The following is a 16,933-nucleotide window of genomic DNA, read 5'->3' as shown; positions in this document are numbered from 1 at the left end:
TTAGTTTTTACCCCCTTTCTTCACCTGTTACTCCAATTTCGAAGCTCGCATCGGATACACGAGGTGTATCGATGGTCTCTGCGCTGGACAGGTATACGGGAGCCGCCCTGTAAAACAGACTCATCTGATATGGCTTGTTGATGGCCTGCCACACCCTTACCTTTTCCTCCAGACTTATCTTCGCCTGAGACAGTACTATCGGAGGTTCCTGCGTATCGAGCCAGGTTTGGAGCTCATTGGGAAGGACGGAACTGTTATCGTTCACTATCTGCGCTATTTTCCCAATGATTTTTTGCATATCCAGATCTTTTAGGCCCATCTGGCCTGATCCGTTGATAAAAACCATATAGTATAGAGCATATGGTCTTGGCGGTTTGGTAATCTGTGCCCTGCCCTTCTGAATGTATCTGGGGCCTGTTACCTCGACATCTTCTCTGATGTCGTAGAGATAAACTCCTACGAGGTAGTCAACGTCCTGCGAAAGGGGAGAAGATACCTCGATGTTGTTAGGTGAAGGTATCGGTTCCGGGCACATTTTCTTTCGCAGTGTCTCTACAATAAACTGACTTACGTCTGATATAATCGGATATTCTGCCATTTCTCTTTCCTCTATTCTTTGAAGAAATCTGAAAGTGCTTCTGTGTATTCTTCTACTGCCGTCTGCTTGGGGGCTGTAAGACATATCGCATAATCTGTCTTGTATGCGTATTCCGCTTCGCATCCGAAGTAGGTCTGAGCATCGTCCTCCGAAATATATACTCTTCCGGAGTAGACTATCTTATTGGCCATTTTCTCAGCCTCAGAGTCTGTGCTCTGTTTGTACATCTGATCGGATCCCCGCTTGAAGATATATATTCTGGATCCCTTGGTCATTGTGGCTGTAGCCTTTGAATCATCGTAGAAATATCTGTAATCCGTGCAGTTGGAAATGGTTTCCATATTGATGTATTCTACGGATTTGCTCTGTGTGTACTGTGAATATGTAAACTTGTTATTTGTAGCTACCAGCTTGTTTACTATCTTCTTGGTAAGAGATTCGGCGGGAACAATTCCCATTCTGGAGAGTCTTGATACTGTGGCTCCTGCCACTGCCAGTTCATTCTCGTCCATATCGTCAAGGCTCTTTCCGAAGAGAGATTCAAGTTGAGCCAAAAGAGCATCCGAATCGGGATTTGCCTTGTCTTCATTAAGGGAATCCTTAGCTGCCTTTATTCCTGCAAGTGTACTTGCAGAAGCTCCGGAATCGGCTGCCTTTTTCATTAGCTCATCCAGTTCCTCCTCTGCTCCGACCCCTGCCAGAGCATCGGCAATTCCTGAAAGATCTGCATTCTGGTCATCGGCAAGTTTTGCAAGTGCCTTATCAACCAGTTTGTCTGTCATCTTATCAAGATCACTTCCGGAACCTGAACCGCTTCCGGTTCCTGTGCCTGTACCACCGGCTCCGCCCGTTCCCGAGCCTGAACCGCTGCCTGAGCCACCTGCTCCTGATCCTGAACCGCTTCCTGAGCCACTGCCTGAGCCTGAACCTCCGGCTCCGCCTGCTCCTGATCCCAAGCCGCTTCCTGAGCCACTGCCTGAGCCTGAACCTCCGGCTCCGCCTGCTCCTGATCCTGAGCCGCTTCCTGAGCCTGAACCTCCGGCTCCGCCTGCTCCTGATCCCAAGCCGCTTCCCGAGCCACCTGCTCCGCCTGCTCCTGATCCCGAGCCGCTTCCTGAGCCACTGCCTGAGCCTGAACCTCCGGCTCCGCCTGAGGTATCATCTCCCAGGCCCATCGCCAGGATACCGTTTGCTTCACGGTCTATATCCTGATCAACCGCCGCTATAAGCGCATCGTACTTGGCTGCACCGGCAAGGTCATTGTTATCAAGGCAGTTGTCTCTCTTTTCCTGAAGTTCTTCCTTCTTTTCAAGGAGCTCATCCAGCTTTGATTTCAGTGAATCATCGGAATCAACTATCTTATCCGCTTCTTCCTTAAGCCAGGATATAAAGGCCTGAACGGAAGATGTGGAATAGGTCTTATACTCGTCGGAAGGTATGCTGTCAAGCCAGCCTTCCGCTTCCGCCGTTTTCTCTTTTACATAGGCAAGGGCATCTGCGGCATCAGTTCTCTGGCGGTATGCCTCGATGAGATACTGCATCATTGCCCTGTCGACTTCCTCATCGGTCTTTTGCTGTTCCAGAGCGTTTTTCTTTGCTCCCTCGGAAGAAGCTGCCGCATACTCGGGACCTGCTCCCGCCTGAGCTGAAGTCTGATATCTGCTTGTTGCCATTGGAAGAAGTGAAGATGAAAGAAGGTTCCTCTCTCCTTCCTTGTCGCTTATTATGTCTTCCTTGATGTTGGTGGCGTGCTTGAGGAAATCTATAGGGCCGCCAACACCTGCGGATGTAGTCTGGTCAATTACCTGTGTACTGTAATCGTAGATCACATGCCCCAAAAGATCGTCTGTATCAACTAAAGCCTTGCCCCTGTAGGTATTTGCACTGTCAGCACACTTACCCATTGCCTGTCCGATGGCATCCACCATAGCTGCGTCTACTGCGAAGGGATACTCTGAAGGGGACAGATCCGGAACAAAGTCATCATTGTCTTCGTTGGCCTCGTCACGTCTTGTGTTCTTATCCAGTTCATACTGATCAAGAACCGTCCACCATCCACTGGAGGATGTTGTTATTCCAAGAGATCTCAACCATGCATCCACAAAGGCACTGGCGCTGTTAGTGGATGAAGCAAAGTCGTGCTTAAGGGAATCCTCAAGCTCTACCTGATAATCGGGTTGGGATGACAGGTCCGCTTCAGATGAGGAGTCCTTAAAGTTTCCGTAAGGTGTATAGTAGGAGCCGCTGGAAAGATCAAGAAGCTTGCTAAGAAGGTTATCATCAAGCTCTGAGAGCCTTTCCATGATAAGAAGCCTTCTTCTTGCATCCACCTTGCTCATGAGGTCATAGACAATGGCGGCCTCTTCATCCTGTCCTGCTGCTTTAAGTGCTATATAAGCCGAATTCAGCCTGGCCAGTGTATCGTCACATCTGTTGGTATCGGCATCTCTGAGGTCCAGGGCAAAGAAGGTTGAAAGCAGCTGATAATAGTAAACATCACTTCTGATATTGCCTGTATCCTTGGAGCTCTTATTCTCCAGGAAGTCCTCCTGAGATATTGAGCTGGCACTGGACATGGTGTACTGACTTCTGATGGGATCCAGCTCCGGAAGTCCCGACAGATCGTAAGGGTCAGGCACATCAAAGGGATTTACCCCTGCCATGGTCTTGGCGTCCTTCATGATGCCGTCGGCTCCGACGTAGTAGGTTACGTACAGAGGATTGATGGTATCTATACTCTCGGGAAGTCCGTCTGTGGAGATTCCCTTGATACCGTTATCTATGTTTCCAATCTCAAACCACTGACCGTCAGCAAGTTCGGATTTATAATAGATATTCTCCTGTGCCGACTGAGCCGCAGATTCTTTTGCCTTCTCATAGATATCGTCGGTAAGGGCATCCTTGTGGACGATATAGGTTCCTATGAAAAGAACTGAATTCTCAACAGTGGTCCTTGACGCAAAGGTCTGATAAGTAATGGCTTTATCCGGATCGAAGAGCGCCCTGGTGGGCAGGCTCTTACCAAAGACCACAGCCAGCACTGCTGCCGTAAGTACCATGGCCAGCAGCCTCTTTATGAACTTTTCCGAAATCTGTTTAGAAAACTTCATTACTACTCATCCTCTCGAATAACTGCGGAGTTTGCCGAATCAAATCTTGCCGTCTCCCAAAGCTCTCCTGCTTCGTCATAGAACTCGATCTTAAGATCATCCACGGATGTCATCAGAAGTTCTATATATACCAGGCTCTTATCAATAGGAGTTAATTCATCTTTGCCAAGTGTCTTTCCGTCCTCGGTCTTGATCTTGAAGGAAGCTGCCTCTATTCCTTCACTGTTCATGGTGAATTTAAGTTCTACCATTCCGGTAGATTCGTTCTGGCTTATCTCATAGCTTCCGATCTGTCCGGGAAGGTCTCTTTTTATCTCAAATCCTGTTCTGATCTTTAATGGTCCCGATTCAACGCTTGGATCTATCTCACAGTCGTCGACAAAATCATCACCGTCGTATAGTCTTATCTTGGCCTCTTCCACCGCGTCGAAGGTCAGCATCAGGTGCCTTAGCTTCTTATCTGCCGGTGTTCTTGAACCAACCATCTGATTGTTGACCCACAGCTCATAATCGCTGATGGAAATATCAAAATCCTCAGGTATCTGAAGGGTCAGCTCAAATTCCTGCTTCTGAACAATGGGGCGAAGTGTGTAATAAGCCTCTGCGGTATTCTCTTCGATATAGCTTTCACCTACAACCGCGGTGTGCATATCTGCATCGGTACCGGAAAGAAGAGCACTGATACCGCCGCAGGTAAGTCTGTCAAAAGCAAACAGTGTGTTGGTGTAAAGCTTCATGGAATCCAGCATGTTGTTCTGGAGTTCCTCATAGCTCTCCATTGCTGAATCATATTCGTCAAAGGAAAGCTCCCCTTTTCTGTTCCTTAAGGCGTCCTTTTTGAGGTTTTCCTCAGCGACCGCCACATCCGTAAGATACTGTTTGTAGGAGTTCCTGACGGATATGTAGTTGTTAAAGGTATCAATAACGCTCTGATCCAGGTCTTCCTGAGCGCCCTTCTTGTCGTTTACCGCCTGAGCGTAATCAAGAACGTTGCTCTGAAGTACCGTGGGGTCATCCTCTATATATCTGGTTCCGTCCATATCTCCCTTAAACCAGAGTTTGGGGAGTTTAATGAAAAGGCAGATCCTTTTCTTACCCTTCCAGTAGCTGTCTATCTTGGTAAGGAAGGCCTTGTACTGCTTGGAAAAAGCCTTTTTGTTAACATCACCGCCGGCCAGTGCTGCGCTTACATAGGACTCGATCATGTTGTAATCGCCGCCGTAATGCTTCTTCATAAGTTTGGCATTGGTGGTAAGCTCAATCCTTGCTGTGGTTTCTGCCACACAGGCCTCGTAATAGGTCTCATCTCTGTCTTCTGTATATTCTATAAGCGCATCCAGCATGGAACGCTCTATTGTCGCTTCAAGGTAGGGCTTTTCAAAGATGTACATGGTCGATACGTCAAAGCCCACCATTTTGGACATCTTCTTTAAATCCGCTTCCAGGGTTCTTCTGTCGGAGGCCACCTTGTTGTTCAGGGACTCCACCTTCTTTTCAAGCTTTTCAACATCTGCCTTGTTAGCCTGCCCAAGCCTCAGTCTTGCCTGATTCTGGGCCAGTCCCTCTTTGGTGGATTCAAGTCTCTTTTCGTTAAAGGCTATTGTGTCCTGAAGTACCACTATTTCCAGGTACAGATTGTTGACTTTTTCATTGATGGCAAATATCTTGTCCTGAACCTTGTGCTGCGCCACTCTGATCTCGTAGGAAAGAGCTGTGGGCTTGTACTGGAATTCGGATGCCTCAGCCAGATTGGGCTCTGTGGGAAATTTAAAACTAAGAAGCGGAGACCATCTGAACTGCTTCATGCTCTTTTCTTTGAGTGCCAGGGACTTAACCGCGCTCTCATAGGCCGCCTGTTTGCTTTCCACCGCTATCTCAGCCGAATCATACTCTGTTGAATTCTGAACGGCCAGAGCCCGGCAGGCATCAAGGGTGAGCTTCTTTCTGGCGGGTACCGCTGCCTGAACACCATAAGGCGCAAAAACAGGCGCGATCATCAAAGCTATGGCAAGGACTGCCACGGCTCTTTTTCCCATATTGAGTTTTGAATTAAACTCAAGCACTTTCATCTCCTGCACCCGTTATGTAATAAAATTCAAAGTTCCGATCAGCTCCCGGTGTTACGAAGTTGTAAAGCACATCACCCCTCTGGAAGGAATAGATGTATACAACATAGTCTCTGTCAAAGCTCTTTACCTCGGCTACATCCGAGAAGGTCTGATCTATATCCATATCAACCCTTCCTGAAAGGATTGTTTCGGACTCGTTCATCTTGTTGATGGCTATGGCTTCCGGAAGGATTACATTGGAGTTTCCCTCGTAAACCGGGGCTCCGAATACTTCCTCCAGCTCCTCTAAGCTGTCCATGCTCTCATTTCCGTAGGGAAAAGAATTTGAGAGGACATATACGCTGTCCACCTTCTCCTCGTCATCCAGAGCTTCCGCATCAGCCTCGGCGTGGTACAAAGCCCCTACTGCGTCCATTACCGCAACCGACTCTGTAGTGGTTGTATATAAGGTCCTGTGTCCCTTGTAGGCATCTGACACCTCCTGAACGCTCTTTCCCAAGAGCTCGGAAAAAACAATCTCATCGGCGGCAAAGGTTCCGCTGTAGATCACATTCTCACCTGTATCATAGAGAACGCCCGTACCGTTCTTTTTGCCCTGAGCAAACTCTCCGTCATACTCAGAGGTTCCGTCTTCCCTGTACAGGATTCCGTTTCCCTCAAAGAGGTTTTCGTGGAAAGAACCTTTGTATTTCTGTGCTCCGCTTTCAAAATTCAGAACGCCCTGTCCTTCATATTTATTTCGGTCAAAGTTTCCGGTGTAAACAACGTTTCCCTCTTTGCTAAACAGGGTCCCGCTTCCGGTCACATATCCCTTTTCAACATTTCCGTCATAGGCAAGATAGCCGCTCTTTCCTGTGATCCTTACATGTCCCTTCGCTGTGCGAAGTCTTACGGAGTTGTACTTGTAGGTGGTAACTCCGTCTGCCGAAAACTTCTTAAAAAGTGAGGTCTCCGATGAGATGTACCAGATACTTACAACACCCACGATGATCACCAGTGCGTACAGGAGTCTCTTTGAGAGCATCCAGTTGCCGATGGTATAGTAATCATCCTTGTTTCTGGGCTTGACTCTGAGGAGACTGGCAAAGAAATCTCTGATCTTTGCAACTATCTTGGTCTTTATGAAGTTCCAGTTTGTATAGAGCTTAAACTTTGTAACAAGCCCGGTCATTCTGGACTTGATAGTCTGTATCAGAATATTGAGCAAGTCGCCTCCGCCCATAAGTCAATCCTCCGATTAAAGATCCAAAATCCTGTGACTGTCACCCTCAGCACTTTCATTGAGGTATCGGTCACTTTCAAATACATAGAACTTCACCAGAAGATCATCCGGTGCGTCCTTCAGAATATCGGAAAACTTGGTTCTTGCAATGTAGAAATCCTTCTCGTAGAACAGCTCCAAAGCTTCGTTGTACTTGTCCAGTGTTGCCAGACGCTGCTTTCTTACTGCGCTTTGGCAGGCATCAAGTACTTCATAGAGCTTAACCATCTTTCCGTAGGCATCCTCTCCGGCGTAGCCGATAAATCTGAGGGGAGAGGTGATATTTTCTCTGTCTTTGATATCCTCGGTTATTACAAGGTCCAGATTATGCTTTGTTGCAAAAATGCTTATCCTGGATATAAGATCCCTGTTTGCGGAGCGAAGGTAGGTTGTGGCCTCATCCTCGCTTCCGATAACCGCAAATCTGCAGGTGTCGTAGAACAAAACCATGGAAACGGTGGTTGCACGGGTACTGTCTGAATTTCCTTCAAGAAGATTTACAAAGGAACGAACCGTCTCTTTTTCATCCTCCATGAACAGAACCTGCATCCTGGCAAGATCGGGAGCCTTGCCGATGATTATGGTGTTGTGCTCCTTCTGGTACTCACCGATGCTGTCGATCAGGGAATCAAGTCTTGCGGTTCTGTTGTGACCCCTCAGCTCAATTCCAAAGGTTCCGATTGTTCCTGAAACATCTACCGCATCTCCGTTTGCCACTTCAACAATGGATTTCCTGGAGAGTATCTTCTCTACATTCTTGGGGGCAAATCTGTAATATGCCTCCAGGATCCTCATCTTGGTGTACTCGATGTTGTCCACCTTCTGATGTATCTGAGCTACCGCATCCCACATGTCCTTGATGTCACTTCCAAGGGTAACGGGGCGCTGCGGCATGCTTCTTCCAAGGGCCGTCTCGGTAAGGGCATGCTCCAGAAGAGTTATGTCCCTAAGATGCAGGTACCATGCCAGAACCACCAGAGCACTGGCAAGTGCGAAAGCGCACAGGAATGTGATGAAAACTGCTCTGTTGTCCACGAATACCGACTTGTGATCTGTGGTATCATTGATGATCCCCACCAGTGCGTACTTGGGATTGAGATCATCAAAGGTAGCGGCTATTGCTCTGTAATCCTGTCCTGCAAGCTTAAAATCAACGGCTGCGTATTTATTGCCTCTGTATATTCTCTCATCCAGCGTGCCAAGGTCCTGTCCGTAGATCTCGGATAAGAGCTGTCTGTTTCTTCCGCTGGCACTTACACATACATATTCATCTTTTAAGTTATATACGAATACGTCATAGAAAATGTCAGCATTTCCTTCTCTTTTTATAAAATTTACGATGCCTTTTTTAAGCTGCCTGTATCTTGCCGAATCGTAAAAAGAGCTGTCGGCATAATTTATATCGTTTCCGAGGTTTATCTCGTCCTCCAGGCCTATCATAGACAGTACGGCGAATCTTGAATGCTCTTTTTCCCTGGCTGAATAGTAGCCTGTGCAAACCGCTATCACTCCTCCAAGAGTAATGGCAAACACCAGCGCCTCAGCAATGAACAGGTAGTAAAAAGACCTGTTTCTGTTGGTGAGGGTCCTTACCAGAAGGTAGAGGATTATGAACCACACAATAAGGCATGCAATATACCAGATTATGTACTGTGAATAGAGGCCAAAGAGCTGTCCCACTGAAAGCCTTAAGGAACTTACAGCGCTTCTGATAACAGGGTCAACTTCGAACACTCCCGTTGCTCCGTCCCTGTCCGTCCTTACATGGAGGTCTCCGGACCTGTAAACCGCATCCGCAAAGAATCTGCTGCCTGTGGCGGTCTTGGCTCTCTGCACATCGAGCCTTAAGTCACCCGAGGCGGCGTCCCCGGGGTCTTTTAAGATTCCGTAGTCAGCCACATAGACCTTGGCTGAAAGTGCATCGGTTGTGATTGTTGTTATATAAAGGCCGCCGTCCTCTGCGGAAATCGCTGAAACCTTCTCTCCGGTGTCTATGGAGAACATTGCGGACTGAGTCTGAAGCTTCAGGTTCTTGTCAAAGCAAACGATCCTGTAGACGGGAGTTGAAATGATCCCTTTACCGTTTGGATCCTCCTCTTCCTTGAAGTTCCCCAAAACCCCGTAGATGTTCTCACCGTTTGAGGTAAGGCCAAGGACGAGACGCCCGCCGGCATCCCTTGAATCAAACATCCTCGACACTCTGCCTTTGGTGTCCAGTCTGAAGATAATGCCCTTGTCTTTGGCATTCTGGGCAAAAAAGATATCGGCTCCGTTCACCGTATACTCGGAATAGGACGTGCATTCTACGTCAACGGATACCCTGCTCATCAGAAAGTAAAAGATAAACAGCGATATGGTAAAACTGAGTATATACAGAACTATTATTATCCTGCTTCGCATCGACAATCTGTTCATCACTTAGTCCCATCTCCCTACTGCAATAGACTCTCTGTACCGATCTTCTTGAATGTGTTAAATAAAAGCCGCAGCCATGAATTACCTCCAAGCAGGAATCTTGAAATGATTATGCTTAGGGCTATGACTGCCAGAATAAGGCTTATCCAGAACAGAACACCTATGATGGTGTCCGAATTCCTTTTTACCCAGAGCTTAAACAGGAACCACGGGGTGATCTTCTTGTTGGTTACCGCCGCGATGGTGATGTCCCTGTACAGATCGGTAAATCTGTGGTAGCTTCCGTTGGCCACCTTCTTATCAAGAAGGTAGTAACTGGTGGCCTTCTGTCCTGCCTTTGGTTTCAACAAAAGCAGCAGAGTTCTGGCGCAAAGGTCGGTACACTCCTTCTCGGTAATAGAATCATCAAGATCCTTCAGGTCCATCTCGTAGCCAAAAAAGACAGATCTGTCCCCCGAAAGGTTCAGCATGCCGTTCCTTAAAAGCAAATATAAAATTGGATAGGGGAGATCTGCCGTGATACATGCAAGAATTGTACTGATACATACATCCTCACACTGAGCCAGTGTCAGAGAATCCCCCTCATAAAAGTCAAATAGCGGCCTTTCCTTGTGATACGGAAAAACTAATACGTGCTGCTCGCCGCAGGCAAAGGAGTCAACAATAGTCTCCTTACCGTTTCTTCCGGAGAATTCCAACAGTTCCAGCACCCTTCGCACAACGTCGTGCTGATGGATCACAAGAACGGTATACAGAATTCCTCCGGATGAATTAAGGTCACGGCAGATATAGCAGTCATTTACCTCACCGATACTCTTGGTGGCAACAGGCATAAGCCGCATTTTACCGGAATCATACGTCATCTTTGTTCCCCTCAGAGATTGATATCCGGAATCTTAACTATAGGTTCCTTTTCCTGTTCTTCTATGCTGCCTGCATCGCCTTCCGAAGCTGTGGATTTGACGATGGCATAAGCATAAGTACATACCATAGGCATATCGGAGCAATAAATCCTGATCTCGTATACGCCTTCTTTGGAAGGTGCGGTATAAACGCCGTCAGTGGATATTTCGCCGCTTCCGGGAGCCGTAAGCTCATAAGTTATGCTGCAGGCTTCCATATTGTTGAACTGAACGCCGAAGTAGTAGTTCTCTCTGGGTCTCATGACTACGGTAGGTGTCTTGGCTGAAATTGACTTGCCATAGTAATCGGCGGCCTCAAGTTCCTCACCTGAAGGGAATTTAATGGCTACCCATCTGTAGGTGAGAACCAAAAAGTCCACATCCCTTAGAAGCCTTGCCGCAACAACAAAGCTGCCCTTGTCGTTAAGTACCCTTACCGCTGTCTCGGCGTCAGCAAGCTGCTGATTCTGTCTTGAGAACAGCTCGGGGTTGCCGTAAACAGTGCTCTTGGCACTTGCTCCCAGGGCCTGATCCTGTGATATATATTCATATCCTATCGATACATAAACGTTGCCTGATCCAAGACCGTGAGTGATCTCTCCGGAATATCTGATATCCCCGGCTCTTGCATCTCTTCCGAGAGGAATCTCCAGAACTCCGGTAGCTACATTCTTGAGCTCTGAAGGAGGAGCAGCCTCAACAACAGGCATTCTGGAAACTTCCGCTCCTGCAGGCTCTGTCTTTGCCGAAATATCCACATCCTTCACAAAGAACTCAAGATAATCATTCCTGATACCAACCTGTGAAGGCAGATCGATGTACTGGTTCTTGGCTACTTCTCTGATATTCTCAATAACATAAGCACTGTCAGTTCTCATAAGGTCCACTTCCGCCAGCTTGATGGCTGAAGGAGTAACAGCGGTCCTCATCTCCAGAGACAGTTTGCCTGTTTCTCTTCTTATAAGAGAAGTCGGACTCTCGTCTGAAAGCCTTACCTTCATGGCAAAGCTGTTCTCAGCGTTTATGGCCTTGTCATTCTCGAAGGCAGCGGCCGATCCGCTCCTTAAGATCACATTGGACTCGATTCCTGCCTGATCCTGTACGGACATCCAGAAATCCTTGGTGTAGACTTCTCCCTCATCCAGTTCTACGTCATCTATTGCTATATCTATCTGCTGTGTGCCTTCGGGGGATGTAAAATTAGGTATATCCAGGGTTCCTTTATATGAAACAGCAGCACTTGCGCCGGTGAGTTTATGGATCTCAAGCCTTGCCTTTACATTTCTGCCTTTGCAGACAATGGTAGGCATGGTTATAAAGCCCTCATAGTTCTGGCCACTGAAAATGCTCTCTTTCTGGAGGAACTCCGACTCGATATCAAAGCCCTCATCAAATTCCTCCTCATCTATAAGGAAGATCTCAAAGCCTTCACTGATACGGTTATACTCATACTCCTTGTCGGATTCCTTGTGGGATACCGCGTATACAGAGTGAATGTCCTTCTCTTTATAGCGCACGCAAAGCGCTGCCCTGTCCGAAGTAAGGTTATCAAACCCTTCAATGGAAGAGAGCTTTTTAACAAGGGAAGAATCGATAATGATCTCCCTTCCGCTTCCGTCAATAACGACACCGCTCTCGATCAGGATCGACAGGTCATCAAGGTTTACAACTCCGCATCCGCAGACAATTCCCGAACCGTACATAAGACTGTTAAGGAACCTCACTTTTTCGATGTGATAGCTCTGCTCTGCCTGAAAGTCAGCAGTTGTAAGCATCTTTCCCGGATAATATCTGTTTCTTTCAAATGGATATGCCTGATTACTAGCCATTTCTTTAAGAACCCCCTTAGAAGAATCCAAAGTGCAAAAAGCACAACATATAGTGCTCCATATAATATAATATCACAGAAACGTACCCCGCTTTGAAATTTTCATTCATAAAATCGCTATTTTATGGGTGTAAAATTATAAATTTTTCATAAACTCAGAGCCGGCTCACAGGCCGGCTCTTTTTACAAATTCTTCATAATTTTCTTCCTTACTCTGTACAACAACGCTTATATCAAGGCTTTTACCGCCTCCCACAGCATCATATTCCGTTTTAAGGAGCTCCTCAAAGGCTTTAAGAGCTCTCTCCCCCGGGTTATGGGACGACAACAGAAATGTATCTTTATCCAGTCTGAAAGCCATGCTGTTTTCCGGTTTGCAGCTTCTTATTGCTTCGGCGGTATTTTGCGGATCCCCGCCTCTTATGAACACAAAAGAACCGTCCCTGTAGCCTTTATCTTTAAAATGCTTCTTCAGAAAATCAATGAACTGCATGTTGTACATCTGTGTATCTTCATCGAGATACCTGTATCTCTTTTGAATGATGAAGAATGTAAGGAAAAGAGATATGGCAGCGCACAGCGGCTCTATGTAAAACGCGGTAGCCGGGATCAGCTCAAAAACATAGGCCAGGATCCAGGGAATAATAAAGACCTCCAGCTTGAGGAACAAAGGCCTGTCCTGCTCTGCCTTATGGACCCGTACTATCTTGTAGGCCTGCAGGATATACCATATAACCGTTGCTACGGAGACAATAAAGTACACCCCAAGCCACGATACGGTCATCCAGGCAATTGGTCTGCTGACGCCAGTAACATCTTCGGCGCCCTCGATCTCTACTCTTCCGATCAGATAAATGCCAATAACACTCACAACCGCCAGTACTATATAAGGAATATAGAAGTACTTGTATCTGCGCTTTATTCCGTCCATACTTCCGTTTATGTAATAATCCACAAACAGAACCCACATCTGAACACAGAACACCAGCACTATCTGCGGGATAATGGACAATAGCATAGGCCAGTATTTAAAGCCCTGTCCTATGGCATAATATCTTCCGGCACTGGCGGCAATTTCAGCCAGGCAGTATATTATCTCCACAATGCACAGGAACCTGAAAAATTCATCTTCCTTCCTTTTACTGGTGCGAAGCCTTCTGTTAATGGTAAGTAGCAGCAGAATAGCCACACCGGACACTGCAGCCGTCACCATACATATGATCATTCTGGTTGTAATAGACATATTCTAAGTCCTCACTGATCTCTTGCAGGGTTTAACGCATCCTTCACAAACTCAATGTCCGTCTCACCATCCAGGATCTTAATAAGAAGATCCGCATGGGCACCGGCAACAGCGTAGGCATTTGTCATTACGATGTTCATCTCTTCATAAAGCTCTTCCCCTGTCATGTTGATGCTCACAGGAGCAGCCAGATGGAAGGAGAGGAATTTTCTGTCCATATCAAGTCGCCAGGCTCCGCAGGGAATCGCTGCATTGATGTAGCTCATAGCCTCAAACAGCTCCGGGAAGTGGTCGCTCTCCACCTCCTCCGCAATGGTTATCGTTCCGCAAAGATGCTGGATCTCATCCTCATCGGAAGCGGGGTGAAGGAAATAGAATTCCCCCAGGGCCTCACCATCGGGAGTACCAAGGTCATCAAAAAGGATGCTGAGTATCACAGGCTCGCTGTCACTTTCCGGCTCCCGGATCATAGCCGGCTCAAGTGCTTCCTGAAATTCCCCCTGAATCCTTTCAAGTATCCTGCGTCTTTCCTCTAAAAGATTGCTTATGTTCATGAGTTTTCCTCCTTGGATCATGTGATCGTCAAAAAAGTTCCCGTTATCTTCCGGACATCTTCCTTATGAGCATCTCCTTGTCAGGCTTACCCTTCTCCTCATTAAAGGGAAGGCCAAAGCTCTTGACCATCTGTATATAGCCTTCTTTCTCGTCATTGTCAGCATAATCTTTTTTGACAAAGAGTTTATTGTGTATAAGTTCCGCATACTTAACCGCAATGGCATTCATGGCGGTAAACATATCCGCATAGCCTGCTGCCGCAGCCAGCTTTCTCCTTAGCTGATCCTTGAAGGCTTCGGGATCGTGCACCTTCCTTCCAAGCCGGGTCATCTTGTCCTTAACCTTCTCAAAGAATCCCTCAAAGCCAAAGTAGTCATCAAAGGTCTTCGTCCTTATGTCTGACATCCGTTTCTTTTCCCGGATGATTCCTATCAGGGTAAGTCCTATTCCAACCGGAGCCAGGAATACGCCAAGTCCGGGCACTGCAACACTTACCAGGGAAACCGTGCTGGTTAATGTATTAAGGGCGGCTGATTTGGCCTTGTTGTCCGAAAGCCTCTTTGCAAGCTTTATCATGTTCTTTTCATATCTGGTCTCTTTGGTTTCGGGGTTATTCTTGTGTTTTTCTGCCAGATATTTGGAAGCCTTCGTGGCATTGCGGTGATCAAGCATGGATGAAACAGTGGAGTAGCCGTTAATGGCCACCGATACTCCACTGGTGACAATACCCGTTACCTGAAGGGCCGACGAGGCAGTGAACTCAGCTGCTTCTGTAACGCCTGCTGCTTTTTCAACAAAGAACTTTCCCTGCTCTACTCCCTCCCATACGCTCTTAGCGCCTTCGGCCAGGGAATTTACCGCAGATACCACCTTCTGAGCAATGTCTCCGGCGTGCATATTGCCTGCGTTTTCAACGATGTCAAACACCGCAAGAAGCATGGCGGAAGCCTGGCCCACAGCACCGGTCAGGGCCCCTATACCGCCCTGGGTCACCAGATCCATTTTGGCAAGACCTGAATCTCCAAGGCCCCACTTTAACATGGACATTTTCCCTAAAGCTGCTCCCACGCCCTGGGAGACCGTGGTAAGGTTTTCAAGGCCTTCATCGGACCCGCCTACGCTTACGGGATTTAAGTCCTCTATGCCGTCCAGCTTATAGTCTTTGGCGATATTCCCGACTTCATTGTCGGCTTCCACAAGCTTTTGAAGCGCCCTCTGTGCCTCTTCCTTAAGCAGCACCAGCCTGTCGTTTATTTGTTGCTTTTCTTCTGTTCCGCTTGTCTTGCGGAGCCTGGTCTCCTCGTTCTGAATACTGTTTAAGTAGTTGTAGCTCTTTTTAAGGAGCATCTTTCTGTTAAAGGCTGCAACCGTAAGCTTTTCCTTGCCGGACAGCTTCTCCTTCTCTATACTCTTAAGGGCTTCATAGGCCTTCTTTTCCTCTTCGGATTCCACGGCGATATCCCTGCCGTCCTTTATCATGTCCTTATATTCCTTGTTGGCCCTCATGGCATCGGAGAGCTTGCTCATGTAGGTGTAACCACCGGCTGCCCAGGAAGTGACTTTCAGCTTAGTGGCTTTCATCTTATCCCTGAAGGCATCCAGATCCGGAACATAGGACTGGGACTGCCATACAGCAAGGGTACTTGGATCCTTCCTCTGCCCCTTTTCTATGAGGTAATAGATAAACAGCCTCTCCCTCCTGGACTTTCTGAAGAGCTCGCTTATGATGTCTCCGTGCTCATTCCGAAGGGCCTTGATAACAGTTCCCAGCATTCCGCCGTTATAGGCGTTTCTTACAAACCACTGGTCTATCCTGTCGATTGCCTCAAGCTGACTCTCGGTAAGTCCCTGATCTATCTCACTTGCCGGCAGCTCTTTTTCTTCCTTCTGCTCATCCTGCGAGATTACGTACTCCCGGGTCATCTTCGTGATCTCATCGGTATCCTTTTTCTTGTTCTTTTCAAGCTCGTCGATAAGGGCGACCTGCCTTCGCAAAAGGTCGTACTGCCTTATGACATAGGGCATCTCCTCCCCCTGATGGATGAGCTTATATTTTGCGATATCCCCTTCATAGGGCATAAGAAGCCGCAGCTTATCCCTTACATGGGCCCGCTCATCGATGATCTCATCCTTTCCCAGGGCAGCGCCCCATCTTACATAGGCACTTCCAAGGTTGCCTATGCTCTTGTCGATGCGTTTTTTCTCTGCCTTTGTGGGATTATCGATGGCATAGGCTCTGGTATTTGAAGGCAGATGAACATTCATGCCCGCAAGAAGGTTCTCAAAAAGGCCGTTCATGGAATCCCGGATCACCATGGCAGTGTTCTTGCGCACCTTACCAACTTCCGTATATATATGTCCCCTGTGGGTGTCGTAGTAGGAATTGGCATATTCCGAAACCAGAAGCACCGCGGAAACAATATCGTCTGTGGAAGATGTTTTATCCTCCAGGACACTTTTTAGTTTCTCCATGGACTCGAAGAGCCTGTTAAAGAAAGGCGAACCCTTCTCGTTTGCGGTTCCTTTAAGTCTTTCGAACTGTCCGTTTTCTCCGTAAAAAGAGCTGTTAAGCCCCTTAAAGGTCGCATCAAGAGCCCTCTCACTCAGCATTGTCCTGCCGGATTCAACCTGCATCGAAGCAAGTGCCGGCCTTTTTCTTGAAAACCTTGAAAAGGCGGGGTCCATCCTCTTATAGTCAGCAGTGACAAAGCCATCGGTCTCACCGATCTCTACCTCCGTAAACTCATCCAGCTCAAGAGTCTGTTCCTGCTGCTCATCCAAAAGGTCCTTTACGCTTTTCTGCAAAGGAGCGGATTCTCTTCCCTTTATCTGCTCTTTCAGTTCTTCTGAGACATCCTCAAGCTTAAGGTTCTGCTCAAGGCTCTCAATCTCCTGCTTGGCATTTACCAGGGATTCTTGTAATTCCTTACGAGGGTCCATCCAATATCCTCC

The 16,933-nt window shown here is 47.4% G+C and carries 10 protein-coding genes; all 10 read right to left on the bottom strand.

The window, feature by feature from the left end:
• Positions 1-7: 7 nt before the first annotated feature.
• The 10 genes from T456_RS0104675 to T456_RS0104630 all read right to left on the bottom strand — a co-directional run bounded on the left by T456_RS0104675 (position 8) and on the right by T456_RS0104630 (position 16,921).
• Positions 8-598, bottom strand: coding sequence for a DUF4255 domain-containing protein (locus T456_RS0104675; protein ID WP_024865139.1), 591 nt, complete (start codon positions 596-598; stop codon positions 8-10).
• Positions 599-609: 11 nt separating this feature from the next.
• On the bottom strand, positions 610-3,708 hold the full coding sequence (locus tag T456_RS21060; RefSeq protein ID WP_024865138.1) for a hypothetical protein: 3,099 nt from the start codon (positions 3,706-3,708) through the stop codon (positions 610-612).
• A 2-nt stretch (positions 3,709-3,710) separates the two neighbouring features.
• Positions 3,711-5,771 (bottom strand): TolC family protein, encoded by a 2,061-nt coding sequence (locus T456_RS0104665; protein ID WP_024865137.1) that lies wholly within the window; start codon positions 5,769-5,771, stop codon positions 3,711-3,713.
• A complete protein-coding gene (locus T456_RS0104660) occupies positions 5,764-6,999 on the bottom strand; it encodes a hypothetical protein (protein WP_024865136.1) in 1,236 nt (411 codons plus the stop codon). Before T456_RS0104660 ends, T456_RS0104665 begins: the two co-directional genes overlap by 8 nt.
• A 15-nt stretch (positions 7,000-7,014) precedes the next feature.
• Complete coding sequence (locus T456_RS0104655) at positions 7,015-9,456, bottom strand: hypothetical protein (RefSeq protein WP_155838022.1); 2,442 nt, start codon at positions 9,454-9,456, stop codon at positions 7,015-7,017.
• 14 nt (positions 9,457-9,470) lie between these two features.
• Positions 9,471-10,316, bottom strand: coding sequence for a hypothetical protein (locus T456_RS0104650; RefSeq protein WP_024865134.1), 846 nt, complete (start codon positions 10,314-10,316; stop codon positions 9,471-9,473).
• Positions 10,317-10,327: 11 nt separating this feature from the next.
• Positions 10,328-12,184 carry a hypothetical protein gene (locus tag T456_RS0104645; protein WP_024865133.1) on the bottom strand — a complete coding sequence of 619 codons (1,857 nt, stop codon included), beginning with the start codon at positions 12,182-12,184 and terminating at the stop codon, positions 10,328-10,330.
• A 165-nt stretch (positions 12,185-12,349) separates the two neighbouring features.
• Entirely contained in the window at positions 12,350-13,426 is a 1,077-nt protein-coding gene (locus T456_RS0104640) for a hypothetical protein (protein WP_024865132.1), read from the bottom strand.
• Between the two features lie 11 nt (positions 13,427-13,437).
• Positions 13,438-13,980 (bottom strand): hypothetical protein, encoded by a 543-nt coding sequence (locus T456_RS0104635; protein ID WP_024865131.1) that lies wholly within the window; start codon positions 13,978-13,980, stop codon positions 13,438-13,440.
• A 43-nt stretch (positions 13,981-14,023) separates the two neighbouring features.
• The gene (locus T456_RS0104630) at positions 14,024-16,921 is read right to left on the bottom strand and encodes a hypothetical protein (RefSeq protein ID WP_024865130.1); all 2,898 of its coding nucleotides are present in this window, start codon (positions 16,919-16,921) and stop codon (positions 14,024-14,026) included.
• Between the last annotated feature and the right edge of the window lie 12 nt (positions 16,922-16,933).

Source organism: Butyrivibrio sp. FCS014 (assembly GCF_000526935.1).
GTDB lineage: Bacteria > Bacillota > Clostridia > Lachnospirales > Lachnospiraceae > Butyrivibrio.
Note: the sequence above shows the minus strand (reverse complement) of the source record. Positions and strands in the feature narration are given on the sequence as shown.